Below are 22,151 nucleotides of genomic sequence, written 5' to 3'. Positions count from 1 at the left end.
TTCCTAATTATTCTCCAAATAAAACTCAAAGCGTTCGCCAACGTACTGGCTGTTCACAAATTCAAAGGCCTGGCCGTCATCCAGGTAGGAAACCTGCCTCAGAGCCAAAATTGGCTGATTTTTGCTGATGTCTAGGTAGTTAGCCACCTTCTCATTGGCCAGCCGTGCAAAAATGGTCTGCTTGCTGGTGCCGATTTTATAGCCATTGTCCGTCAAGGTCTTGAAGAAATGGTTGGTCACTTCCTCCTTGGGAACGCTTTTAATCAGACGCTCCGGAATGCTGGCAACTTCATAAACGACAGGGACATTATCAGCATAGCGAACCCGTTCCATCCGGACGACATATTCCCCCTTGGTCAAGGCTAGCTGTTCAACTTCTTTCTCATTTGGTTTGGTTCGAGTATAAGACAAGAGCTTGCTACTCGGCTTTTTGCCCTGCAAGAGAACCAACTCTGTAAAGGAGGTCGTGCCGCGCATCTTTTCTTGAACCCGAGTGCTGGCCACATAGGTGCCGGAACCGACCTTACGCTGGAGCACTCCTTCTTCGACCAGGAGGGTGATGCCTTGGCGCAGGGTCATGCGGGAAACGCCGAACTCATCGGACAGGTCACGCTCGCTGGGCAGGCGCTGGCCAATCTTCCAAACACCCTGGTCAATCTGCTCCTTAATCTTATCGTGAATGGTAATATATGCTGCTTTCATTTGTCAAACCTCTCTCCGTCTAGTCTACCAAAATTAGACCAATTTTACAAAGGTCAGCTGTTTTTTATGAGTAAAAATAAGGCAGGCAAACAATGACTGGTAATCTGCTTTAATAAAATGAGTAAAATCTAGAAAAAAACGAACATGGGATTTCAAAAAAATCGCCATAGTTTGGAAAACTGATAATTGGCAAATATAGTTTGGAAAATGTTCGTATTTATGGTAAAATAGCTATCAGTATTTGAATGATTTTCAAATAGAAAGGGAAAAACATGACAAAACAAGATGTCCAAAAAATTATCGTTCTGGATTATGGTAGCCAGTACAACCAGCTGATTTCACGTCGCATCCGTGAATTCGGTGTCTTTTCAGAACTGAAAAACCACAAAATCACTGCTGAGGAAGTCCGCCAAATCAATCCGATTGGTATAGTTCTTTCTGGTGGACCAAACTCAGTTTACGCGGAAAATGCTTTTGACATTGACCCAGAAATTTTTGAACTGGGGATTCCAATTTTGGGGATTTGCTACGGTATGCAGCTGATTACCCATAAATTGGGCGGTAAGGTGGTGCCTGCTAGCGAGGCTGGTAACCGTGAATATGGTCAGTCAACACTTGAACTCAAGGCTGAGTCAGCTCTTTTTGCTGACACTCCTTCTGAGCAATTGGTTCTTATGAGCCACGGTGACGCTGTGACGGAAATTCCAGCTGACTTCCACTTGGTCGGTCTGTCTGCGGATTGCCCTTATGCTGCCATTGAAAATACCGAACGCCGCATCTACGGTATCCAGTTCCACCCAGAAGTTCGTCATTCCGTATACGGTAATGACATCTTGAAGAATTTTGCCTTTGGTATCTGTGGTGCGCGTGGTGACTGGACCATGGAAAACTTCATCGAGACTGAAATCGAGAAAATCCGTGCAACTGTTGGAGACAAGAAGGTTCTTCTGGGTCTGTCTGGCGGTGTGGACTCGTCTGTTGTCGGTGTCCTTCTGCAACGTGCAATCGGTGACCAGTTGACCTGTATCTTCGTTGACCATGGTCTTCTTCGTAAGAATGAAGGCAAACAGGTTATGGAGATGTTGGGTGGCAAATTCGGTCTCAATATCATTCGCGTAGACGCTTCTAAACGTTTCCTAGATTTGCTTGCTGGCGTATCTGACCCTGAGAAGAAACGTAAAATCATCGGCAATGAATTTGTTTACGTATTTGACGACGAGGCAAGCAAGCTGACAGATGTAAAATTCCTGGCTCAAGGCACGCTTTACACCGATATTATCGAGTCTGGGACGGATACGGCTGAGACAATCAAGTCTCACCACAATGTGGGCGGACTTCCAGAGGATATGCAATTTGAGTTGATTGAGCCGCTCAATACCCTCTTCAAGGATGAAGTACGTGCGCTAGGTACGGCACTCGGTATGCCTGATGAGGTTGTGTGGCGTCAGCCATTCCCAGGTCCTGGACTGGCTATCCGTATCATGGGCGAAATCACCGAGGAAAAACTCTACACTGTCCGTGAGTCAGACGCTATCCTCCGTGAGGAAATTGCCAAGGCTGGCCTGGACCGTGATGTGTGGCAGTATTTCACGGTCAATACTGGAGTTCGTTCGGTAGGTGTCATGGGAGACGGTCGTACTTATGACTATACCATTGCTATCCGTGCTATCACTTCTGTCGATGGCATGACAGCTGACTTTGCTAAGCTTCCGTGGGATGTCCTTCAAAAAATCTCTGTCCGCATCGTCAACGAAGTCGACCACGTCAACCGCATCGTCTACGACATTACAAGCAAACCACCAGCAACAGTTGAGTGGGAATAGAATAAGTTACTCAAAAAACCGCATGAAATAAAGTGTTTCATCGGTTTTCTTTTATCGTTAGCACCAGTTTAGCACCAAAATATAAAAACTACCAAAATTAATGGTAGCTCATCCTACTTAAAAGCAAATATATTCTTTCTCTCTTTCTCCTACCCTATTTTGGTGCCTTTCTGGCTCTTCAATCTTGGCTTGGGACTTGTCTTATTTGCCATGTCCATTTCTCGGGCTCCTGCTATTGCCCTCATGCCCGATTTGACATCCAAGCCTTTGCGTAGCAAGGCTAATGCCATCATCAATCTTATGGGTGCTGTCGGTGCAATTCTAACGCTCATTGCCCTAGCCCTGCTGGTCGATAAGTCAGACCAGCCTGACTATACTGACCTCTTCCTGACAGTTGGACTCATTTTGCTAGTCAGCTTTGCCATTCTCCGCTGGAAAATTGATGAGAAAAAATGGCCATCCCAGTCCAAAACGAAGAGTACAAGACTAGAGGAACGGGCGAGCTCGACAAGGAAGTCAAGATTTCCCTTTTTTTCCTGCTGGTGTCCATCTTCCTGTGGTTCATAGCCTACAACGGCATTACGACTGCTTTTTCACGCTATGCTATCGCTGTCTGGGACATGGATGCTGGCCAGGTGGCACGCTCGCTCATGCTGGCTGCTATTGCAGCAATCATTACCTATATTCCCTCTGGATTTTTAGGGACAAAAATCGGTCGCAGAAAGGCGATTTTATTAGGAATTTGCCTGTTTTCCACGACCTATCTTCTCGGTATCATCCTGGCCACTTTTTCAGCCCTGGTCTATCTGTCTTTTGCTATTATGGGGGTGGGTTGGGCCTTCATCAATGTTAATTCCCTGCCTATGATTGTAGAGATGAGTCATGTTGCGGATGTGGGCAAGTACACTGGCATGTACTACACTGCCTCTATGGCGGCGCAGATTGTGACTCCCTTCTCATGGAGTTGCTGGGATTGCCCTCTTTCCCTATGCCCTCCTCTTCTCCATCCTGTCCTTGCTGACAATGATTTTGGTCCGGCACGGGGATAGTTCCTAGAAAGGTTGCTATGCTTTATTTACTCGGATTCCTCATTCTCATTGGTTTATTGATTTTTTTGCTCAAGCCTCGCATGGGGCGGGTTGACTTTGGTCCCTTTCTGGGCTGGGATTATGCTCACAGGTTTTTTTATGATAATAGCGGAGCTGCACCGGAAAATAGTCTGGCAGCCTATGCTCTAGCTTTGCAGAAAGGCTACGGTATCGAGTTTGACATCCGGATGACCAAGGGACAAGGAACTAGCCCTCATCCATGACCCCAGCTTGCTTAGAACCTCTGGCATTGACCAAAATATCGAAGATTGCCACTATCAAAAACTGCAAAAATACAAGCTTTTCAATAGCCAAGAAGGCATTCCTCGCCTGGCTGATATCTTGGATCTGGTAGCAGGCAAGGTGCCTCTCATCGTAGAAACCAAGTCGGAGAGTAGGGACGTTCTGGAAGTCTGTCAGCGCGTGACCAGCTATCTGGACAGCTAGACAGGAGCTTTTATGGTGGAATCCTTCAATCCCCAGGTTGTCGCCTATTTTAAGAAACATCGCCCTAACTCTATTCGTAGACAATTGTCTGGTGATTTAAGTAGGCAAAAGGGGCTGATTTACTTTGCTATCAAGCACCTGCTGACTAATTGTCTCACACGACCAGACTTTATCACCTACGAGCATGAATTTCAGAAAAATCCATCGCTCAATCTAATTCGCCTGCTCTTTCGCATCCCTCTGGTGGTCTATACAGTAAAGACCCCTCAAGCATACATTAGCAATAAAAAACGCTTTGACATACAAATCTTTGAAGGCTTTGATTCCAAGGAAATGTAGTCAGAGCATTTCTTTTTAAAAATAAGTTTAACAAGTTTTACTTTTAACTGGATTTGCAGAAAATTTTCTGCTATACTGGTTTTATGAAAAAAATGAAACTTGGACAACTCCTGGATTTACCCACTTTTCACCAATTATACAGCATTCCTATCGAAAGAAAAGCCGAACAGCATGAGAATTATATAATCGTTTTTAGCCAGGGCGAAACGCTTTTTGTAGACAGCCAGAGTGAGAACGGTCAGACTTCCCAAGCCCGCTTTGCCAGTCATTTTACAAGGGAGCAACTCCTGATTGGCCTTGGTGCAGTCCCTCTCGATAGCTTGGATACCTGCCGTATCCTTGACATCCAGCCAAATATCAGCCATAGAGGTGCTACGACACCTTATTTGCTGGAAAACTATGGTAGCTTGCCTCATTTTAAGAAAATGGCAGAGCGTTACCGAGTTCATGAACGGTCGATCATCTTTGACCCCTACCGCTATTCTTACACGGTAGATGAGAAAAAAAATGCCAAGGACAGAGGATTTACAATCGTTGACCAGAAGGATTACGAAAAAATCCGTGATTTCAAGCCTTTCTTGCAAACCAATCGTGGCACGATCTATGCCCTTCCCTGTACGTATCATGACATCAAACGCCAGCAAGAAACCAAGATTTATATCATGGGCTGGTATTTTTATAACCAGCAAATCAAAATCTCCTGGAAACCGTCCCATTCACGAAAGGCCCGATGGCGCTCCTCGATCATCTTTATTGACAAGATTACTGATAAATTCTTCTTTCAAGGAGAACTCTATAAAAAGGGAAGCTTCCCAATATTCCTAGAAAATCTAGCCCTTTCCACTGGAACCTCTCAAAAATTCCCCGCAGTTAAACAGACCTATGACCACTTCTTGGACACAGTAAACCAGCAGAAAATTGGAACCGGTGTACGGAAAAGTAAAAACTGGGCATGAAACCCAGTTTTAGAATATTTACCTGTAGAGCTAAAGGACATTCAAATCTTCAGCTGTTTCTTATGGCTGGTGGACCAGTTGGTTTTCCTTATCATAGATTTTGCCATTTTGGTAGACCCAGTAGAGCGAACCGTCATTCCCTTGTAGCAGATTATAGGGAATAGACTCTGTCCGAGTATAATTTCCTTCAATGACAATCCAATCCTTGTCGCCTAAGATCATTTTGGCATAGTCAATGGTATCCTGCCCACTCTCTAGTTGGATCCCTATGTTTAATTCTGAAAAATCTTTTCCAGAAACTTTTGTGGTCTCAGAGCTACTGGTGCTAGTTGAACTACTTGCCCTTGTCGATGAAGAGCTGCTAGATGGGGAACTGCTGGTGCTTATCTGCCCTATTCTTGTTTTATTGGTGCAGGCACCTAAGAACATGGCAGATAGAAGTAAGATGGATAAACTGTTTCCAAACTTTCTCATAGCAAGACCTCCTACTCACGGTGAATGGTAAATCCTGTTGCTTGCTTGGTGGCCATGATCGTCATATCTGAAATCTGCACATGGGCTGGTTGATTCGTTATAAAAATGGTGCAGTTGGCAATATCTTCTGCCTGAAGTGCATCAATCCCTTGGTAAACTGTTGCTGCTCGCTCCTTGTCTCCATGGAAACGCACCTGGCTGAAGTCCGTCTCCACAATTCCTGGTTGCAATGTTGTCACCTTGATGTTTTTATCAATGGTATCAATGCGGATACCGTCGCTCAAGACCTTGACAGCAGACTTGGTTGCAGCATAAACAGCCGCACCTGCATAGGCATAAATCCCAGCAGTTGAGCCGATATTGATGATGTGACCATTATTGTTTTCTACCATTTGTGGCAAAATCTGGCGGGTCACAGTCAACAGACCACGAACATTGGTATCAATCATAGTCAACATATCAGCCAAATCATATTCTTGGAACTTATCCAGTCCCAAAGCCAGACCAGCATTGTTGACCAAGACGTCCAACTGTCCAACTTCTTTCATAATCTGCTGGCACTGCTCTATAACTTCTTCTACATTTGTTACATCAAACACAGCCAAAGTCACATTGATGCTAAAACTTGTTTCCAAGTCCTTTTTAATCGTTTCTAGCTGTTCCTTCCGGCGCCCAGTAATAACTACATTATCACCGTTTTTGGCAAAGGCATATGCAATGGCCTTCCCAATTCCGCTACTTGCACCAGTAATCATACAGGTTCTTGTCATCTTGGCACACCTCCGTTCATATTTCTATTATAACACTTTTTAAGAGGGAGGGTTAAAAAAGATTGATAAGGCGCATCAGATACATGTTAAATTGGACCTGGCGTGAATAGTACATATTGCCCCCGTTGACATAGAGCTTGCCGCCATTGACAAGAGCAAGTGGATGCCAGTAGGTATAAGTTTCTAGACTAGTATTACCCAAACTTGGTGCGACTACTGTTTTGGAATACTCCTCAGCCAAATTCAGGGAGTTCTCACCTCCATTTGCAGCCACATAATCAATATAGGTCTGCCCAAAATTGTAGGCCTGAACTGCCGTCCAAACATCCACCCCACGTTCTCCTGCCAGCTGCAAATTCTGACTGAGATAGATAACACCTTGGCGGATGCTCTCCTTGCTATCTGTAATGGCATTAATGTAGCCTGTCGCAGATTCACTGGACTGCATAACGTCGACCTGTTTTCCCTTTGTCTCTGTATAAATCATAGCCAGTACCAATTCTTCATTTGCTGCGGTATCATTTTCAGCCAGGACTTCTTGGACCAAGGGCTGAAAAGTCATGACCTGCTCAACCGCATGATAGGTCTGGTACAATTGATAACAAAGAAAAACAAGGACGACAAGAAAAATCGTTCTTGTAATTTTTTTCATTTATTTACTCTTAATATCTTCGATGTTTTTAATCAAAATGGAGTAGGTTCCGTTAGGATTTTGGATGAACTCCACCGACTCTGCATCCTCATAGACTGAATTCGGTACAATCAGCTCGATGCCATTTGATAGGGACAATTTCTGATTTTCAAATTTTTTGAGCTGACGGCTGGCATCAATCTCATCAAAGGAAACCTTGTCTGGGATGACTTCCTTCAGCTGGTCGACAAAATTCAAGCGGGCTGTGAGATTGTTGTCAAAAAGCTGGTCGGCCAATTTCTCAGGCGATAACTCATTGTCCTCTTCCAAATGATTATAGATAGCCGACTTGACCTTGGACTGGAATTGGAAATCCCCTTGATGAAAACTATCCGCAATTTTTTGTGCGGTCTGCTCAAGGGCCTTAATGGATTTTTTGGCAGAATGGGCTGGCGTAACTTGCAAAAGATTATCTGAAAAATAGTTGAGAAAGGCTCCGTTGTGCTTGATTCTCTTCTCAATCAGGTGGTATTTGTAGGTCTGCAAGTTGATGATGAGGGCTTCGTCAGGTGCGGAGCCTGGACCAGGCAGATTGTTCTGGGTAATCTTCAACGGGCTGTCGCTTTCCGAGCCAACGTGGGCCAGGTTTTCACGCAGAGAAATCCGCAAAAATCCAAAATGTTCAATTCCATTTTTCTCAAAAGCCACAAAAATCAAGTCATTGGTCTTAAGGTTTTCAGAAATTGAAAACTCTTCCTTCCAGAGATTGGCAATTTTGACCGAATTTTCCATCAGATTTCCTGACAGATTTTCTAGGAAGGGATTTTCCGAATCAAATTGGCCAGTTTTGGCCTCGTCTGAAAAGACACGTTCAATTTTTTTGCGTAAATATTCTTCTATTTTAGGACTGACAGTCAAAAGCTGGTCGGCAAGGACCAGCTCTGTATCGTCAGGACTAAATTGATGTATGATTGCTTGTTTTACAAATATATCCATTTTTAATTTTCATAGAGTGGGAAGCGGTCTGTCAAGCTGCGAACATCTTGGCGGACTTGTTCCAACACAGTTTCATTTTCAGCATTTTTCAAGGCTGTAATGATGAAGTTAGCTACCTGGCGGCACTCTTTTTCCTTGAAACCACGAGCTGTCACAGCCGCTGTCCCGATACGAATACCAGAGGTCTTAAATGGAGACAGGGTTTCAAAAGGAATAGAGTTCTTGTTAAGGGTAATGCTTACTTCATCCAGCAAGTTTTGGGCAACTTTTCCGTTTTCAACGACTTTGGTCACATCAACCAAGAAGACATGGTTGTCTGTTCCACCAGAAATAACACGGAAATTCTCGTCAGCTTTGAAGACATCTGCCATAGCCTGACAGTTTTTGATAATCTGGCTTGCGTATTCTTTGAAGGTTGGGTCCAAGGTTTCCTTGAAGGCAACAGCCTTAGCAGCAATAACGTGCTCCAATGGACCACCCTGCATACCTGGGAAAACTGCAGAATTGATTTTCTTAGCCAAATCTTCGTCGTTGGTCAAAATCAAGCCACCACGAGGACCACGAAGGGTCTTATGAGTGGTTGTTGTAACAATATGAGCATGTGGAACTGGATTTGGATGAAGACCAGCTGCAACAAGACCTGCGATATGAGCCATATCTACCATCAAGTAAGCACCAACTTCATCAGCAATTGCACGGAATTTTTCAAAATCAATGGTACGAGAATAGGCAGATGCACCTGCAACAATCAATTTGGGTGAGACTTCTTTTGCACGAGCCAAAATTGCATCGTAGTTCAAGACTTCTGTCTCCTTATCAACACCATAAGCTACGAAATTGTAAGTCTTACCTGAGAAGTTGACAGGAGAACCGTGGGTCAGGTGACCACCAGCAGACAAATCCATACCCAAAACAGTATCGCCTGGCTGAATGAGCGCCATATAGGCTGCAGCATTAGCCTGGCTACCAGAATGCGGTTGTACATTGGCAAAGTTAGCACCGAAAATTTCCTTAGCGCGCTCAATAGCAAGATTTTCAATCACGTCAACCACTTCTGTACCACCGTAATAACGTTTACCAGGGTATCCTTCCGCGTATTTATTAGTAAGAATAGATCCCTGAGCTGCCATAACAGCCTTAGAAACGACATTTTCAGAGGCAATCAATTCAATATTGTGTTGCTGACGATCTTCCTCGTCCTTAATCGCATCCCAAAGTTCTTTGTCAAATTCTTTATAATCAACTATATCGAAAATCATCTATGATACTCCTATTTTATGGTTAGACGTGGGTCAATCTGCAAATTCAATTTCAGGTACAGCAGCCAAAATTTCTTCCTTGGTGATGGCACCTTGACGCAAAATTCGTGCTTGCTGACCAGAAAGGTCCAAAATGGTCGAATCTACACCAGTCAGGGCTTGATCATCCTCAAAGCCAACCAGCTCTTGAGAAAACTGGGCCTGAATATCCTGGAAATACCTTCCGCTTTCTTTTCCTGATAAATTAGCAGATGGACCAATGAGAGGGCCAATCATGTTTATCAATTGTAAGGTTTTTTCGTGCTTTGGCACCCGAAAACCTACAGTTGCCAGACCCGAATTTATCCAAACAGGAACATTTTCGTTCGATTTTAGGATAATTGTTAGGGGACCAGGCATAAAACTATTATACACTTTTTCAAGAAAAAAGGGAGGATTTTGACTAAAATAATGAATATCGTTCAGGGTTGACACATTTAGGTTCATAGCCTTGTCACGCGGACGTTGTTTGAGCTCGTAAACATGATTGACAGCGGTTTCCGACAGGGCCTTGGCAAAAAGCCCGTAGACGGTCTCCGTCGGCATAATGACTGCACCGTCGTTTTCAATTATTGTTCGGAATTTATCCATTATCATCAGCAACCACCTTTCTATCCTGGCCAAACTGGTCCTTCAGTACTCGGACATTTTTTTCTGGGAAATGCTGACGCAGCAAATCAGACACCTGCTGCCCTTGTTTGTAGCCAATTTCAAAGTAGATTTTTCCATTATTAGTCAAAAATTGACCAGCTTGCTCAATGATATTTCGATAGATAGCCAAGCCATCTTCTTCTGCAAAGAGCGCTACATGTGGCTCTGATGCAAGGACATTTAGCCCGACCTCAGCCTTATCATCTGGCGAAATATAGGGCGGATTGGAGACGATGATGTCAAAGGTTCCAGAAATATTTTCAAACAAATCGGACAGGATAAACTGGACGTCAACCTTGTTGCGCTCAGCATTTTCCTGGGCTAAAGTCAGTGCGTCGGGTGAAATATCTACTGCAACTACATCCCAATCTGCTCTAGCATGAGCAAGAGAAACCGCAATAGCACCGCTGCCAGCTCCAATGTCCAAAACTCGTAAATTAGCTCTGCTATTTTCCGACAAAACCAAATCAACCAACTCCTCTGTCTCAGGTCTCGGAATGAGCACCCGCTCGTCCACCTTGAAACGCAATCCGTGAAAGTCCTCGTAACCAAGGATGTACTGAGCTGGCTGATGCGCTTTGAGCTGCTGAAAAATCTGCTCGATTACATCCCGCTCCTCAGCCGACACTTCTTGACGAAGTAGCAAGACAAAGGCGGTCAGATCAAGATTTTTCAGACCTCGATAGACAAAAGAGAGGCTCTCAGGCTCCTCTCCCACTGCCAAAAGCTCTGCCTCATAGACAGAAAAAAGTTGGGCGTATGTCATTACTTATTCAGCTCTTCCAGTTTTTGCGTTTGATCATAGAGTACCAAGGCATCGACAACCTCATCCATCTTACCAGACAAAATGGTGTCCAGTTTTTGCAGGGTAAGACCGATACGGTGGTCGGTCACACGGTTTTGCGGGAAGTTGTAAGTACGAATCCGCTCCGAACGGTCACCAGTGCCGATGGTTGACTTGCGCTCAGCATCTTGCTCGTCTTGGGCAATTTGGGCAAAATGGTCAGCCACACGCGCTCGGATGATTTTCATAGCCTTGTCACGGTTCTTTTGCTGGGTACGCTCTTCCTGCATTTCGACCTTAATGTTGGTCGGCAAGTGAACGATACGAACGGCAGTCGCCACCTTGTTGACGTTCTGACCACCAGCACCAGAGGCATGGTAAATGTCGACACGAAGGTCTTTTGGATCGATGTCATATTCCACTTCTTCTACTTCTGGCATAATTAGGACAGTTGCTGTTGAGGTGTGGACACGACCTTGGCTTTCTGTCACAGGGACACGTTGGACACGATGTGCTCCTGATTCATACTTGAGTTTTGAATAAACGGATTGACCAGAGACCATGGCAACTACTTCCTTGATACCGCCGACACCATTATAAGAAGCCTCCATGACTTCAAAGCGCCAGCCTTGGCTTTCTGCGTATTTTTGGTACATGGTCAACAAATCGCCAGCAAAAAGTGCGGCCTCATCACCACCAGCTGCACCACGAATTTCCAAGATAATGTTCTTGTCATCGTTAGGGTCTTTTGGTAAAAGAAGGATTTTGAGCTTTTCTTCATAAGCCTCTTTATCAGCCTTAGCTTGTTTGAGTTCTTCCTTAGCCATTTCTTCCAAATCAGCATCGCCAGAAGATTCTTTAATCATCTCTTCTGCATCGATAATGTTTTGAAGTACAGTCTTATATTCGCGGTAGGCTGTTACTGTATCACGAGTCGTAGCTTCTTCCTTAGACAACTCCATAAAACGCTTGGTATCGCTGACCACATCCGGGTCAGACAACAATTCACCAAGTTCCTCGTAGCGATCTTCCACCGCCTGTAATTGATCGTAGATGTTCATAAAATTAAGATACAAAGCCCGTTAAACAAGCACAGTCAAAATAGGAATTTCGGCCAAGTGTTACAAACACTTGGAGAAATTATCTTTTTGACACAGCTTGTAGGGCGTGTTCGATTCCTTTCTGTAATATGTAGGTCAAGAAACAGGCACAGTTCGTAGCCCGAATTCAGTTCCTTTCTTAAAATTTGGAAGGAACACACTTCTAGTTATCTTATATGCGTGTTCCATTCCGATCTCTAAATATGGACAGATTTGTAATTCCATATTTCTTTTTATGATTCAAAATGGCTAAATTTCTGGCGAAAAATAATGTTTGCGGCAAACTGGGATATAGGTTTCGTTGCCTCCGATTTGTATTTGCTCTCCCTCGTAGGTCGGTTTGCCGTCCTGAGTTCGCAAGACCATGGTTGCTTTCTTTGAGCAATACTGGCAAATGGTTTTGATTTCTTCAATCTTGTCCGACAAGAGTAACAAATGTTTCGAGCCTTCAAACAATTCATTTCTAAAATCATTTTTAAGACCGAAGGCCATAACTGGCACACCGAGTTCGTCTACCACACGGGCCAGGTCATAGACGTGATGACGTCGGAGAAACTGAGCCTCGTCGATGAGGACACAATAAGGAAGCGGGTCCATTTTCTCAATATAACCAAATACATCCATCTGGTCGTCAATGGCCACCGCATCTCTTCTCATACCAATTCGACTAGAAACGATTCCGAAAGCATCACGGGTATCCAGTGCCGAAGTCATAATGACAACGGGTTTTCCCTGCTCCTCGTAGTTGTGGGCTACCTTGAGAATTTCAATGGTCTTACCAGAGTTCATGGTACCGTATTTATAGTATAATTGAGCCATTTTTCCTCTTCCGTTCTAAAATTTCACTTCCTCCATTTTATCATAAAATCACTATTATGGGAAAGAGAAAAACAAGCCCAGTTGAGCTTGTTTGGAAATCATGGCCACATGAATAAATTTAAAACCAACTCTAATAGCATCTCACCCCATTTGGGCTTCCATTTATAGAGAACCAGGATGGTGTAAATAGCAGAAAACAATGTTATGGTTACCAGTATGGGTCCGATGATGGTGCTGATTGGAAACACTGCCATTGCAAAATAAAGGGTAAATAGACCTAGTAACAAAGCTAAGATGATGCGGTATGCAGGTTTCATAACAGTCCCTCCTGTTTTATCTACTCGCAACCAATTCCGTCGCCATCTCTGTCTAGGTGACTTCCATAACCAGGTTGACCTTGATAGACCGGAGCTGCTCCTGCTGCTCTCGCTGCCTTACAGTTCGGATAGTAAACATTGCTCGCAGGTGCTTGCGCAAAACCATGGATTTGACCTTGTGATTGAGCCGCCGCTTGAGCCTGGGCTGCAGCTTGCTCTTCAGCAATTCGTTTGGCCTCAGCCGCCTGGCGCTCTTCCTCCTCTTTACGAGCCTTTTCTGCGATAGCCTTCTCAGCATTCCAGTATTTGATGACAACCTTGCTATTTTTCTTATAAACAGTATCCTTCTGGGAATCCCAAGCCTTCCCATCTATTTCAATAACGCTCACCTGACCATTTTTACTGATATCATCTGTTTCGGTAGCAACTTCGGAAATCTGAGTGAAGCCCGCAGCAGTAAATAACTCCTTATTTTTTTCTACTGTTGCATTTGAAATATTCTTAGGTACTTCAGCAAAGTTTGAAAAATCATAGTAACTGATGACGATTGGCGTTGCTTTTTTTAAGATAATATCTTGCTTGGTATCTAGTCTTAGTTTCTCACCATCTACTGTAATATCGCGGATGGTCCCGTGTTTTGATTTGTCCTTTTCTTCAATTTTATCCCACTTTACCTGTGTAAATCCGACTTCAGTCAGGGATTTTTCTAAATCTGCCTTATTTTTAGTCTCCAAAGCATCCTGTGGAAATTTCAAATTGTCCTTGCTAGCATCAAAATAAGTTACTTTGACAGGAAGACTTGTCGAATAAAAGTAGCCTTTCTGATAGGAATAGAGACCAATTTCCAAATTCTCTACTTGATCGTGCTTGTCATTATTTCCATCTGCCAACAACATAACAGAAGATAGCTCAATATTGTCAAACCCTGCCTCTGTCAACTCTTTTTCAAGCTCAGTGACATTTCCAGGATAGGAAAGATTGCTTATTTCAACCGCATCATCTTTCGGGGCATGATAAGATATGGAAATCGGTACATTTTTTGAGGCAGTCCCTTCTTTCCATTCTTCGCCATCAACAAGAACAACTTCTACCTTACTACTTTCATCAATTTTTCCGTACTCTAAATCTGCAATTTTTAAACTTTCCTTGATATTTTCAAATCCAGCCTCTTTATAGATTTGTAGAACTTTTTCAATAGGTTGGCCGTAAACTTGTTCTTTCGCCGGCAACTCAGCAGTCGTCAATTGAATTCCTGCAACACTTGTTACCAGCAAACCACCTACTACAGTAGCTGTTTTTCTGTTGAAAATCTTTCTGATTTTACCTTGATTTTTAATCTTACCTAGCATATCTATCTCCTTTCTTTCACAATATTATTATATAGAACAAAGGATAAAATTGCAATTATTTATAAAATACTTGAATAATTTTTTTACTGTGATAAAATATTCAACAAAAAGGAGAATTTATATGCCATTTGTACGTATTGATTTATTTGAAGGTCGCACTGAGGAGCAAAAAATTGCCCTAGCTCGTGAGGTGACAGAGGTTGTTTCGCGTAATACCAACGCCCCGAAGGAAGCTATCCATGTCTTTATTAACGACATGAAAGAGGGAACTTATTTCCCGCATGGCGAAATGAAACGCAAATAAGTAAAAACTGACTTGTCTTCTTTCAAGTCAGCTTTTTCTTATTGCTTATCATTTTTTACAATATATCGTAAGCGTAGATTCAAGGAAATCCCGCAGGTGAATATCCCGACAATCAAGCCAATCCAGTAAGCTTTTGGTCCCAAGTCCGTCAGACTATCCAGCAACCAGGCAATAGGGAAGGTCATGGACCAGTAGGACACTAGGCCTAGCACAAAGGGAAAGGTGGTGTCCTTGTAGCCCCGTAAAATCCCCTGAATCGGTGCTGTAAAGGCATCTGCCAGTTGGAAAAAGAGGGCAAAGACCAGGAAGTCAGATGTTAAGGCGATAAATTCAGGTTCTATACCATAAAGACCTGCTACCATTTCCCGATTAAAATAAAGGAAAGTCAAGGTCAGACTGGCAAAGAGAACGGCTGTCAAGCGGCCAATCAGACTGTACTGCTGGACATCTTTCAGGCGTTTTGCCCCGTGTTCGTAGGAAACCAGAATAGGCAGGGCCATGGAAATGCTGAGCGGGAAGGCATACATGAGAGTCGCAAAATTCATAGCTGCCTGGTGGGCCGCAATGGTCTGCGCAGAATATTTGGACATGTAGAGCCCGACCACTGCAAAAATGGCTACTTCTGCGAAAACCTGCAGACCGATGGGAAGACCGATTTTTACCCCTTCTTTGAGCATGGCAGGATTAAAGGATGTCCAGTCCCACACTTGGTAGGATGCAATCTGCTTATTTTTCCTCATGACCAGGACAACCACTGCTAAGACTGCCCAATAAGCCAAAGCAGTCCCAAGTCCAGCACCTGATCCGCCCAGGGCCGGCAGTCCCAATTTCCCATAAATCAAGAAATAGTTAAAGAGGCTGTTAAAGGGAACCAGGAGCAACATGAGGTACATGGACAGTCGGGTCAGACCGAGGGCATCGAAAAAGGACCGGCAGACGCTGAAGATGAGAAAAGGCGGGATGCCAATGGAAATATAGTAGAGATAGGACAGAGCAACTCCTGCAACTTCAACATCTAAGCCCAGCCAGCTCAAAATAGGCCTAGCAAAAACAAAGACCAAGATATACAAAATTAAGGCTAAAAAGCCAGACAAATAGACAAACTGGTGAAATTCTTCGCGAATCTTGTTCTTATCGCCCTTGCCCAGATGATGGCCGATAATGGGAACCAAAGCCGATACAATCCCTGTTAAAAAGGAGAAAAATGGGTTCCACAAACTGGTCGCCATAGAAACACCCGCCAAATCAAGGGTACTAAACTGTCCCGTCATCATGGTATCGATGAAAGAAGCCGAAAAGTTAGCAAATTGATAAATCAAAATCGGCAGAAAAATTTTTAGAAAGAGAAGAAATTTTTCTTTTAGAGTTTTTGTTGGATACATAATAAGTCCTTTAATCTTAGTCAATCTATTGTATCAAGAAAAGGACCTGCACTGCAAGTCCTCTATTTCATTAAATAACATTTTAAATCGAGTCGCCGTTCCAGATAGAATTTTTCACGACGACATAGTCCACATGGCGAAGGCTATTCAAATCACGACCACCTGCGTAAGAAATGGATGACTGCAGGTCCTGTTCCATTTCCACCAAAGTATCCTTGAGATGCCCCTTAGCTGGCAGGAGAATTTTCTTGCCTTCTACATTTTTATAAGCACCTTTTTGATACTCAGAGGCCGAGCCGTAGTATTCTTTGAATTTCTCGCCGTCCACTTCAATGGTTTTACCCGGACTTTCAATATGCCCTGCAAAGAGGGAACCAATCATAACCATGCTGGCACCGAAACGGATGGATTTGGCAATGTCACCATGCGTACGGATACCACCATCCGCAATAATGGGTTTACGAGCCGCTTTAGCGCACCAACGAAGGGCTGCCAGCTGCCAACCACCTGTACCAAAGCCTGTCTTAACCTTAGTAATACATACTTTACCCGGACCAATGCCGACCTTGGTTGCGTCAGCACCCGCATTCTCCAACTCACGAACCGCTTCAGGCGTCCCAACATTTCCTGCGATAACAAATGTCTCTGGCAACTCTTTCTTGATATGCTTGATCATCTTGATGACACTGTCCGCATGACCATGCGCAATGTCAATGGTGATAAATTCGGGCACATCGTTTTTCAAGCTAGTCACAAAATCATATTCGTAGTCTTTGACACCGACCGAAATAGAAGCAATCAAACCTTGGTCATGCATCCGTTTGATAAAGGGAATGCGTCCTTCTTCGTCAAAACGGTGCATAATGTAGAAATAACCGTCCTTAGCCAGCATCTCCGCCACATCCTCATCAATAATGGTCTGCATATTGGCTGGAACTACAGGAAGTTTGAAACTGTACTTACCCAAAGTCACCGTCGTATCCGCCTCAGAACGGCTGTTTATGATGCACTTGTTGGGAATTAACTGAATGTCCTCATAGTCAAATACCGGCATTTCGTTGTACATAGCTTTACCTCATTTTCTGAACTATCTTACGAAAAATACATTGTTTTTTCGTTTTTAAATCAACTTACAGAATAAATTATATACTATCGTTTGGTTTTTGTCAAATATAAAGCCATACAAATGATTAACGTTCGTTTATTCTCGTTTATTCAACGTTTAGAACGTCACTTCATTCGTATTATTCGATTTTTGAGAATATTTTAGAACAAATTCAAAAAATCATTCTTGTTTTCTGAATGAAATTACCCTAACAATCGAAAAAATCTCCAAAAACTGAAGATTTTTTAATCAAATTCATATAATTGAGGAAATTTTGCGCATTCTGGATTTTTCGGATGGCATACTTCCCGTCCAAAATAAATCATGGCCTGATGGGCTGGGAGCCAGAGTTCTGGTGGCAAAACTTCCATGACCCGTTTTTCTGTTTCCAGTGGCGTAGCTGATTTTTTGACAATGTCATGGTGTTTGCAGATGCGACCGACATGCGTATCCACCGCAAAAGCTGGGATGCCGAAGCCGACACTCATGACGACATTGGCGGTCTTTCGCCCTACTCCTGCCAAACTTTCCAATTCCTCGCGTGTCTGTGGAACTACACCGTCAAATTGATCCAACAACTGCTGGGCGCATTCTTTGAGGAATTTAGCCTTGTTATGGTAAAGACCCAAGCGTGAAATATAGGGCTCAATGTCTTTGACCTCGGCTGCTGCCATAGCCTCTGGTGTCGGATAGGCCTCAAACAAGGCAGGTGTTGCCTTATTGACCGCCGCATCTGTCGTCTGAGCAGACAACATGACCGCTACCAGCAGTTCGAAATGATTTCTAAAATCCAAACTTGGCTTGGCGTCTGGATAGAGGGCAATAATTTCTTCAATTACTTTTCGTGCACGTTTTTTTGATAATACCATGTAAACCTCTTTCTTGATTGTTTACATTATACCACGAAATCTATTTTCCTTAACTTAAAAAACACTTGGTCCGTTAACCAAGTGTTATCTTCTACTTCCGATACATTTTAAATTGTAGGAAGAGGTCATTATAGAGACCGAGCATTTCCTTACCCAGATTATCATAGACTTCCATCTCTTTCATGGTTTCCTCGGAAGGATAGAAAGCCTCGTCATTTTGAGTTTCTTCATCCAACATAGCCTTGGCTGCAGGAATCGGCGTTGAGTAGCCAACATATTCCGCATTGCGCAGGGCATTTTCAGGACGAAGCATGAAGCTCATAAAGGCATGGGCCCCGTCGATGTTCTTGGCTGTCTTTGGAATTACCATATTATCAAACCAGAGGTTAGAACCTTTTGACGGTACGACATAGTGCAGGTTTTCATTGCCATCCAGCATTTCACTAGCCTCACCTGAGAAACTGACAGCAATAGCCGCCGCATCCTGAATCATGTAACCCTTGATTTCATCAGCAACAATAGCTTTGACATTCGGAGTCAAGTTATAGAGATGTTCCGCAGCTTGGGCAATTTCAGCCTTATCCTGCGAATTGAGACTGTAGCCGAGAGATTGTAGACCAAAGCCCATAACCTCACGGACACCGTCAATCAGCATGATATTGTCACGATATTCCTCAGACCACAAATCCTCCCATTCCTGTGGCGGATTGTCAACCATGGTTTCATTGTAAACAATTCCCAGGGTTCCCCAGAAATAAGGAATGGAATAATCATTGTTCTCATCAAAGCTGAGCCCCATAAATTGCGGGTCGATATTTTCCAATCCCTCAATTTTCGACTTATCCAACTTGATCAGCATATCTTCTTCAGCCATCTTAGAAATCATGTACTCAGACGGCACAGCCAAGTCATAGGTTGTCCCACCCTGCTGAATCTTTGTGTACATGGACTCGTTGGAATCAAAGGTCTGGTAATCAACCTGGATACCGGTTTCGGCGGTAAATTCGTCCAACAATTCTGGGTCGATATAATCACCCCAGTTATAGATGACCAATTTATCAGTGGTTCCTTGGGTAGAATCAGCCTCTAGTTTGCTAGAAATTCCCCAAAGCACGAGAATGATAGCAAGAATACCAACAAAAAATGATGTCAACCGTTTCATTAGTTTGCCTCCTTCTCACGCGAAATAAAGTAATAACCTACGACAAGCACAATACTGAAGAGGAAGACCAGGGTGGACAGGGCATTGATTTCCAAAGAAATCCCCTGACGAGCCCGTGAGTAAATCTCAACAGACAGGTTTGAGTAGCCGTTTCCTGTGACAAAGAAGGTCACGGCAAAATCATCCAGCGAGTAGGTAAAGGCCATGAAGTAGCCTGCAATAATGGCTGGAGTCAAATAAGGCAACATGATTTCTCGGAGCATTTGTGGTTGCGTTGCCCCCAAGTCATAGGCTGCGGAAATCATATCAGCATTCATTTCTTTGAGTCGTGGCAAGACCATGAGGACCACAATCGGAATCGAAAAGGCAATGTGGCTGAGTAAAACAGAGACAAAGCCCAGCTGGAAACCAATCATGGTAAAGAGAATCAGGAAACTCGCACCAATCATAACGTCCGGTGCTACCATGAGGATATTGTTGACCGATAAAAGAGCATTCTGAAACTTCTGCTTGGATTGGTAGATATAAATGGCACCGAAGGTCCCGATAATTGTCGCAATCAGCGAGCTGAGGAAGGCTAAAAAGAAGGTTTGAGCCAAAATCAACATCAGGCGACTATCTCCCAGCATGGCTGAGAAATGCTCTAACGTAAAACCAGTAAAGCCATTCATATCCCCACCTTCATTGAAGGCATAGAAAATCAAATAGAAAATTGGCAGATACAAGACAAGGAAGGCAATGGTTAGATAAATCTTTGCAAATTTTTTCATTTATTTCTTCCTCTCTTTCGTTAGCCACATAATGGCCAGCATGGCAAGAATCAAGACGACACCAATGGTGGAGCCCATGCCCCAGTTCTGGGTTGTCAAGAAATGCTGCTCAATGGCTGTACCCAGCGTAATCACACGGTTACCACCGATAAGGCGGGTCAACATAAACAAGCTCAAACTTGGGATAAAGACCGCCTGCACACCTGAACGAACACCATTCATGGACAGAGGAAAAATAACTTTTGTAAAGGTCTGCCAAGGAGTTGCCCCCAAATCTCGACTAGCATTGATAAGATTAGGATCTAAATCATCCAAGGCATTGAAAATCGGCAAAATCATGAAAGGAATTTCAATATAGGCCGCAACAGTGATAAATGAAAAATCTGTAAAGAGAATTTGCTGGGCACCCAGGCCAATAAATTCCAAGAACTGATTGACCGAGCCGTGTTGACCAAAAATCCCGATAAAGGCATAGGCCTTAAGCAAGAGGTTGACCCAAGTCGGCAGGATAATCAACATGAGCCAGAGCTGCTTGTGCTTGAGCTTGGTCAAAAAATAGGCTGTTGGATAGGATACCAGCAAAGTAACCAAGGTAATCAAACCTGCGTAAAAAATGGAGTTAAAACTCATCCGCAAGTAAGTATTATTTGGCGAGTTAAAGTAGGTTTGGTAGTTGGCTAGGGTAAAATTGTCATGAATATCAAAGAATGACTTAAAGACAATCAGGGCAACAGGCGCCAGTACAAAGAGGAAAACCCATAAAGCATAGGGGATGGCAAAGAGCTTAGAGGTTTTCTTCATTGCGTTCCTCCTCAATGGCATTGATCAAGCCATCTTCCACTTCTTCGACTTCTACATATTCCTCGATACGGGCATCAAATTCTTCTTCCGTTTCGTTGAGACGCATGATATGGATGTCTTCTGGTTCAAAGTCCAGACCGATGACCTCACCGACAATAGCCTTGCGCGTCGAGTGAATCATCCACTCATTGCCCAAATCATCATAGGCGATGATTTCGTAATGAACCCCACGGAAGAGCTGGGTATCCACCTTAACCTGCAACTTGCCTTCTTCAGGCAGGGTAATCCGCAAATCTTCCGGACGGATGACCACTTGTACCTCTTCATTTGGACGCATACCACCGTCCACAGCCTCAAAACGCTTGCCGTTGAACTCAACCAGGTAGTCCTCAAGCATGCGACCAGGCAGGATATTGGACTCCCCGATAAAGGTCGCTACAAAATGGTTGATTGGCTCATCATAAATGTCAACTGGTGTCCCTGATTGAACAATTTCACCATCATTCATGACGAAAATCCAGTCAGACATAGCCAGCGCCTCTTCTTGGTCGTGAGTAACAAAGACAAAGGTAATGCCCAGACGCTGCTGCAATTCACGCAATTCGTATTGCATCTCGGTCCGAAGTTTCAAGTCAAGAGCTGATAATGGCTCATCTAGCAAGACAACGCGCGGTTGGTTGATGATTGCTCGCGCAATGGCCACACGCTGACGTTGACCTCCAGACAATTTCTGGATGGCACGGTTCTCATAACCAGATAAACGAACCATCTGCAGAGCCTCTTTGACACGGCGATCAATTTCAGCCTTATCAACCTTGCGTAATTTTAGTGGAAAAGCCACATTTTCAAAGACGGTCATATGCGGGAAAAGGGCATATGATTGAAAGACAGTATGGACATCCCGCTTGTTGGTCGGAACATCATTGATCCGCTGTCCATCCAGATAAATGTCACCAGACGTCGCATCCAGGAGACCTGCGATAATATTCAAAATCGTTGATTTACCGGAACCAGAAGCACCAAGCAAAGTGTAAAATTTGCCTTCTTCCAGTTCAAAACTAATGTTTTTCAAGACAGTTGTTCCACTGTCCTCGAAGACCTTAGAAACGTCTTTAAATTCAATAATTGGCTTTTTCAATTCTCATAAATTCCTTCTTTAGGTAAACTAACAGATTCCAGGCTCTGTTGGGCCTATACCACCTCGTGGGCAAGAA

General features: G+C 43.7%; 27 protein-coding genes. 8 read left to right on the top strand and 19 right to left on the bottom strand.

Annotated features, from left to right (window positions below):
- Positions 1–3 precede the first annotated feature (3 nt).
- Positions 4–702, bottom strand: a complete 699-nt coding sequence (locus ACHBIE_RS05155) for a GntR family transcriptional regulator (RefSeq protein ID WP_105123328.1) — start codon at positions 700–702, stop codon at positions 4–6.
- 272 nt (positions 703–974) lie between these two features.
- Between ACHBIE_RS05155 and guaA the strand changes: the two genes are divergently transcribed.
- The 7 genes from guaA (at position 975) to ACHBIE_RS05120 (ending at position 5,355) form a co-directional block, all read left to right on the top strand.
- Positions 975–2,525 carry a glutamine-hydrolyzing GMP synthase gene (guaA, locus tag ACHBIE_RS05150; RefSeq protein WP_105123329.1) on the top strand — a complete coding sequence of 517 codons (1,551 nt, stop codon included), beginning with the start codon at positions 975–977 and terminating at the stop codon, positions 2,523–2,525.
- A 162-nt stretch (positions 2,526–2,687) separates the two neighbouring features.
- Positions 2,688–3,092, top strand: coding sequence for an MFS transporter (locus tag ACHBIE_RS05145; protein WP_161943416.1), 405 nt, complete (start codon positions 2,688–2,690; stop codon positions 3,090–3,092).
- Positions 2,978–3,574 (top strand): MFS transporter, encoded by a 597-nt coding sequence (locus tag ACHBIE_RS05140; protein WP_394732865.1) that lies wholly within the window; start codon positions 2,978–2,980, stop codon positions 3,572–3,574. The genes ACHBIE_RS05145 and ACHBIE_RS05140 overlap by 115 nt, the downstream gene beginning before the upstream one ends.
- 17 nt (positions 3,575–3,591) lie before the next feature.
- Positions 3,592–3,837 carry a glycerophosphodiester phosphodiesterase family protein gene (locus ACHBIE_RS05135; protein WP_172067222.1) on the top strand — a complete coding sequence of 82 codons (246 nt, stop codon included), beginning with the start codon at positions 3,592–3,594 and terminating at the stop codon, positions 3,835–3,837.
- 7 nt (positions 3,838–3,844) lie between these two features.
- The gene (locus tag ACHBIE_RS05130) at positions 3,845–4,060 is read left to right on the top strand and encodes a hypothetical protein (protein ID WP_172061925.1); all 216 of its coding nucleotides are present in this window, start codon (positions 3,845–3,847) and stop codon (positions 4,058–4,060) included.
- Between the two features lie 12 nt (positions 4,061–4,072).
- The gene (locus ACHBIE_RS05125) at positions 4,073–4,399 is read left to right on the top strand and encodes a hypothetical protein (protein ID WP_394732864.1); all 327 of its coding nucleotides are present in this window, start codon (positions 4,073–4,075) and stop codon (positions 4,397–4,399) included.
- Between the two features lie 83 nt (positions 4,400–4,482).
- A complete protein-coding gene (locus ACHBIE_RS05120) occupies positions 4,483–5,355 on the top strand; it encodes a hypothetical protein (RefSeq protein ID WP_394732863.1) in 873 nt (290 codons plus the stop codon).
- 60 nt (positions 5,356–5,415) lie between these two features.
- Here the strand turns inward: ACHBIE_RS05120 and ACHBIE_RS05115 are convergent, their stop codons facing one another.
- The 11 genes from ACHBIE_RS05115 to ACHBIE_RS05065 all read right to left on the bottom strand — a co-directional run bounded on the left by ACHBIE_RS05115 (position 5,416) and on the right by ACHBIE_RS05065 (position 14,544).
- A complete protein-coding gene (locus ACHBIE_RS05115) occupies positions 5,416–5,829 on the bottom strand; it encodes a hypothetical protein (protein WP_394732862.1) in 414 nt (137 codons plus the stop codon).
- Positions 5,830–5,840: 11 nt separating this feature from the next.
- Positions 5,841–6,599: an SDR family NAD(P)-dependent oxidoreductase gene (locus tag ACHBIE_RS05110; RefSeq protein ID WP_394732861.1), complete on the bottom strand. Its 759-nt coding sequence runs from the start codon at positions 6,597–6,599 to the stop codon at positions 5,841–5,843.
- A 52-nt stretch (positions 6,600–6,651) separates the two neighbouring features.
- Positions 6,652–7,251, bottom strand: coding sequence for a lysozyme family protein (locus ACHBIE_RS05105; RefSeq protein WP_105123334.1), 600 nt, complete (start codon positions 7,249–7,251; stop codon positions 6,652–6,654).
- Positions 7,252–8,226 (bottom strand): nucleoid-associated protein, encoded by a 975-nt coding sequence (locus ACHBIE_RS05100; RefSeq protein WP_105123335.1) that lies wholly within the window; start codon positions 8,224–8,226, stop codon positions 7,252–7,254.
- Positions 8,227–8,228: 2 nt separating this feature from the next.
- Complete coding sequence (glyA, locus tag ACHBIE_RS05095) at positions 8,229–9,485, bottom strand: serine hydroxymethyltransferase (protein ID WP_394732860.1); 1,257 nt, start codon at positions 9,483–9,485, stop codon at positions 8,229–8,231.
- A 33-nt stretch (positions 9,486–9,518) separates the two neighbouring features.
- Positions 9,519–10,115 carry an L-threonylcarbamoyladenylate synthase gene (locus ACHBIE_RS05090; RefSeq protein WP_105123381.1) on the bottom strand — a complete coding sequence of 199 codons (597 nt, stop codon included), beginning with the start codon at positions 10,113–10,115 and terminating at the stop codon, positions 9,519–9,521.
- Positions 10,108–10,941: a peptide chain release factor N(5)-glutamine methyltransferase gene (prmC, locus tag ACHBIE_RS05085; RefSeq protein WP_105123337.1), complete on the bottom strand. Its 834-nt coding sequence runs from the start codon at positions 10,939–10,941 to the stop codon at positions 10,108–10,110. The genes ACHBIE_RS05090 and prmC overlap by 8 nt, the downstream gene beginning before the upstream one ends.
- Positions 10,941–12,020 carry a peptide chain release factor 1 gene (gene prfA, locus ACHBIE_RS05080; RefSeq protein ID WP_105123338.1) on the bottom strand — a complete coding sequence of 360 codons (1,080 nt, stop codon included), beginning with the start codon at positions 12,018–12,020 and terminating at the stop codon, positions 10,941–10,943. The genes prmC and prfA overlap by 1 nt, the downstream gene beginning before the upstream one ends.
- A 288-nt stretch (positions 12,021–12,308) precedes the next feature.
- Positions 12,309–12,878, bottom strand: coding sequence for a thymidine kinase (locus ACHBIE_RS05075; RefSeq protein WP_105123339.1), 570 nt, complete (start codon positions 12,876–12,878; stop codon positions 12,309–12,311).
- 98 nt (positions 12,879–12,976) lie between these two features.
- Complete coding sequence (locus ACHBIE_RS05070) at positions 12,977–13,195, bottom strand: hypothetical protein (protein WP_105123340.1); 219 nt, start codon at positions 13,193–13,195, stop codon at positions 12,977–12,979.
- A 20-nt stretch (positions 13,196–13,215) separates the two neighbouring features.
- On the bottom strand, positions 13,216–14,544 hold the full coding sequence (locus ACHBIE_RS05065) for an excalibur calcium-binding domain-containing protein (RefSeq protein WP_105123341.1): 1,329 nt from the start codon (positions 14,542–14,544) through the stop codon (positions 13,216–13,218).
- 121 nt (positions 14,545–14,665) lie between these two features.
- Here ACHBIE_RS05065 and ACHBIE_RS05060 point away from each other — a divergent pair, with 121 nt between their 5' ends.
- Positions 14,666–14,848: a 4-oxalocrotonate tautomerase gene (locus ACHBIE_RS05060; RefSeq protein WP_024413156.1), complete on the top strand. Its 183-nt coding sequence runs from the start codon at positions 14,666–14,668 to the stop codon at positions 14,846–14,848.
- Between the two features lie 38 nt (positions 14,849–14,886).
- On the opposite strand, the gene ACHBIE_RS05055 is transcribed toward ACHBIE_RS05060, so the two are convergent.
- The 7 genes from ACHBIE_RS05055 to ACHBIE_RS05025 form a co-directional block, all read right to left on the bottom strand.
- Positions 14,887–16,230: an MATE family efflux transporter gene (locus ACHBIE_RS05055; RefSeq protein WP_394732859.1), complete on the bottom strand. Its 1,344-nt coding sequence runs from the start codon at positions 16,228–16,230 to the stop codon at positions 14,887–14,889.
- 82 nt (positions 16,231–16,312) lie between these two features.
- Positions 16,313–17,296 (bottom strand): GMP reductase, encoded by a 984-nt coding sequence (gene guaC / locus ACHBIE_RS05050; RefSeq protein ID WP_105160907.1) that lies wholly within the window; start codon positions 17,294–17,296, stop codon positions 16,313–16,315.
- Between the two features lie 284 nt (positions 17,297–17,580).
- Positions 17,581–18,204: an endonuclease III gene (gene nth / locus ACHBIE_RS05045; protein ID WP_394732858.1), complete on the bottom strand. Its 624-nt coding sequence runs from the start codon at positions 18,202–18,204 to the stop codon at positions 17,581–17,583.
- Positions 18,205–18,295: 91 nt separating this feature from the next.
- Positions 18,296–19,366 (bottom strand): extracellular solute-binding protein, encoded by a 1,071-nt coding sequence (locus tag ACHBIE_RS05040; protein ID WP_172095598.1) that lies wholly within the window; start codon positions 19,364–19,366, stop codon positions 18,296–18,298.
- Positions 19,366–20,136, bottom strand: a complete 771-nt coding sequence (locus ACHBIE_RS05035; protein WP_105110146.1) for an ABC transporter permease — start codon at positions 20,134–20,136, stop codon at positions 19,366–19,368. Before ACHBIE_RS05035 ends, ACHBIE_RS05040 begins: the two co-directional genes overlap by 1 nt.
- Positions 20,137–20,937: an ABC transporter permease gene (locus ACHBIE_RS05030; RefSeq protein ID WP_105160896.1), complete on the bottom strand. Its 801-nt coding sequence runs from the start codon at positions 20,935–20,937 to the stop codon at positions 20,137–20,139.
- On the bottom strand, positions 20,921–22,075 hold the full coding sequence (locus ACHBIE_RS05025) for an ABC transporter ATP-binding protein (RefSeq protein ID WP_105137431.1): 1,155 nt from the start codon (positions 22,073–22,075) through the stop codon (positions 20,921–20,923). The genes ACHBIE_RS05030 and ACHBIE_RS05025 overlap by 17 nt, the downstream gene beginning before the upstream one ends.
- Positions 22,076–22,151 lie beyond the last annotated feature (76 nt).

It is taken from the genome of Streptococcus sp. A23, assembly GCF_043674155.1.
In the GTDB taxonomy this organism is placed as follows: domain Bacteria; phylum Bacillota; class Bacilli; order Lactobacillales; family Streptococcaceae; genus Streptococcus; species Streptococcus suis_V.
The sequence above is the reverse complement of the archived record's forward strand: the minus strand, read 5'-3'. Positions and strand labels throughout refer to the sequence as shown.

Coding starts and splice junctions, on each gene's coding strand:
- ACHBIE_RS05155 (WP_105123328.1), bottom strand. CDS start 702: ATGAAAGCAGCATATATTACCATTCACGATAAGATTAAGGAGCAGATT.
- guaA (WP_105123329.1), top strand. CDS start 975: ATGACAAAACAAGATGTCCAAAAAATTATCGTTCTGGATTATGGTAGC.
- ACHBIE_RS05140 (WP_394732865.1), top strand. CDS start 2,978: ATGGCCATCCCAGTCCAAAACGAAGAGTACAAGACTAGAGGAACGGGC.
- ACHBIE_RS05135 (WP_172067222.1), top strand. CDS start 3,592: ATGCTTTATTTACTCGGATTCCTCATTCTCATTGGTTTATTGATTTTT.
- ACHBIE_RS05125 (WP_394732864.1), top strand. CDS start 4,073: ATGGTGGAATCCTTCAATCCCCAGGTTGTCGCCTATTTTAAGAAACAT.
- ACHBIE_RS05120 (WP_394732863.1), top strand. CDS start 4,483: ATGAAAAAAATGAAACTTGGACAACTCCTGGATTTACCCACTTTTCAC.
- ACHBIE_RS05115 (WP_394732862.1), bottom strand. CDS start 5,829: ATGAGAAAGTTTGGAAACAGTTTATCCATCTTACTTCTATCTGCCATG.
- ACHBIE_RS05110 (WP_394732861.1), bottom strand. CDS start 6,599: ATGACAAGAACCTGTATGATTACTGGTGCAAGTAGCGGAATTGGGAAG.
- ACHBIE_RS05105 (WP_105123334.1), bottom strand. CDS start 7,251: ATGAAAAAAATTACAAGAACGATTTTTCTTGTCGTCCTTGTTTTTCTT.
- ACHBIE_RS05100 (WP_105123335.1), bottom strand. CDS start 8,226: ATGGATATATTTGTAAAACAAGCAATCATACATCAATTTAGTCCTGAC.
- glyA (WP_394732860.1), bottom strand. CDS start 9,485: ATGATTTTCGATATAGTTGATTATAAAGAATTTGACAAAGAACTTTGG.
- ACHBIE_RS05090 (WP_105123381.1), bottom strand. CDS start 10,115: ATGGATAAATTCCGAACAATAATTGAAAACGACGGTGCAGTCATTATG.
- prmC (WP_105123337.1), bottom strand. CDS start 10,941: ATGACATACGCCCAACTTTTTTCTGTCTATGAGGCAGAGCTTTTGGCA.
- prfA (WP_105123338.1), bottom strand. CDS start 12,020: ATGAACATCTACGATCAATTACAGGCGGTGGAAGATCGCTACGAGGAA.
- ACHBIE_RS05075 (WP_105123339.1), bottom strand. CDS start 12,878: ATGGCTCAATTATACTATAAATACGGTACCATGAACTCTGGTAAGACC.
- ACHBIE_RS05070 (WP_105123340.1), bottom strand. CDS start 13,195: ATGAAACCTGCATACCGCATCATCTTAGCTTTGTTACTAGGTCTATTT.
- ACHBIE_RS05065 (WP_105123341.1), bottom strand. CDS start 14,544: ATGCTAGGTAAGATTAAAAATCAAGGTAAAATCAGAAAGATTTTCAAC.
- ACHBIE_RS05060 (WP_024413156.1), top strand. CDS start 14,666: ATGCCATTTGTACGTATTGATTTATTTGAAGGTCGCACTGAGGAGCAA.
- ACHBIE_RS05055 (WP_394732859.1), bottom strand. CDS start 16,230: ATGTATCCAACAAAAACTCTAAAAGAAAAATTTCTTCTCTTTCTAAAA.
- guaC (WP_105160907.1), bottom strand. CDS start 17,296: ATGTACAACGAAATGCCGGTATTTGACTATGAGGACATTCAGTTAATT.
- nth (WP_394732858.1), bottom strand. CDS start 18,204: ATGGTATTATCAAAAAAACGTGCACGAAAAGTAATTGAAGAAATTATT.
- ACHBIE_RS05040 (WP_172095598.1), bottom strand. CDS start 19,366: ATGAAACGGTTGACATCATTTTTTGTTGGTATTCTTGCTATCATTCTC.
- ACHBIE_RS05035 (WP_105110146.1), bottom strand. CDS start 20,136: ATGAAAAAATTTGCAAAGATTTATCTAACCATTGCCTTCCTTGTCTTG.
- ACHBIE_RS05030 (WP_105160896.1), bottom strand. CDS start 20,937: ATGAAGAAAACCTCTAAGCTCTTTGCCATCCCCTATGCTTTATGGGTT.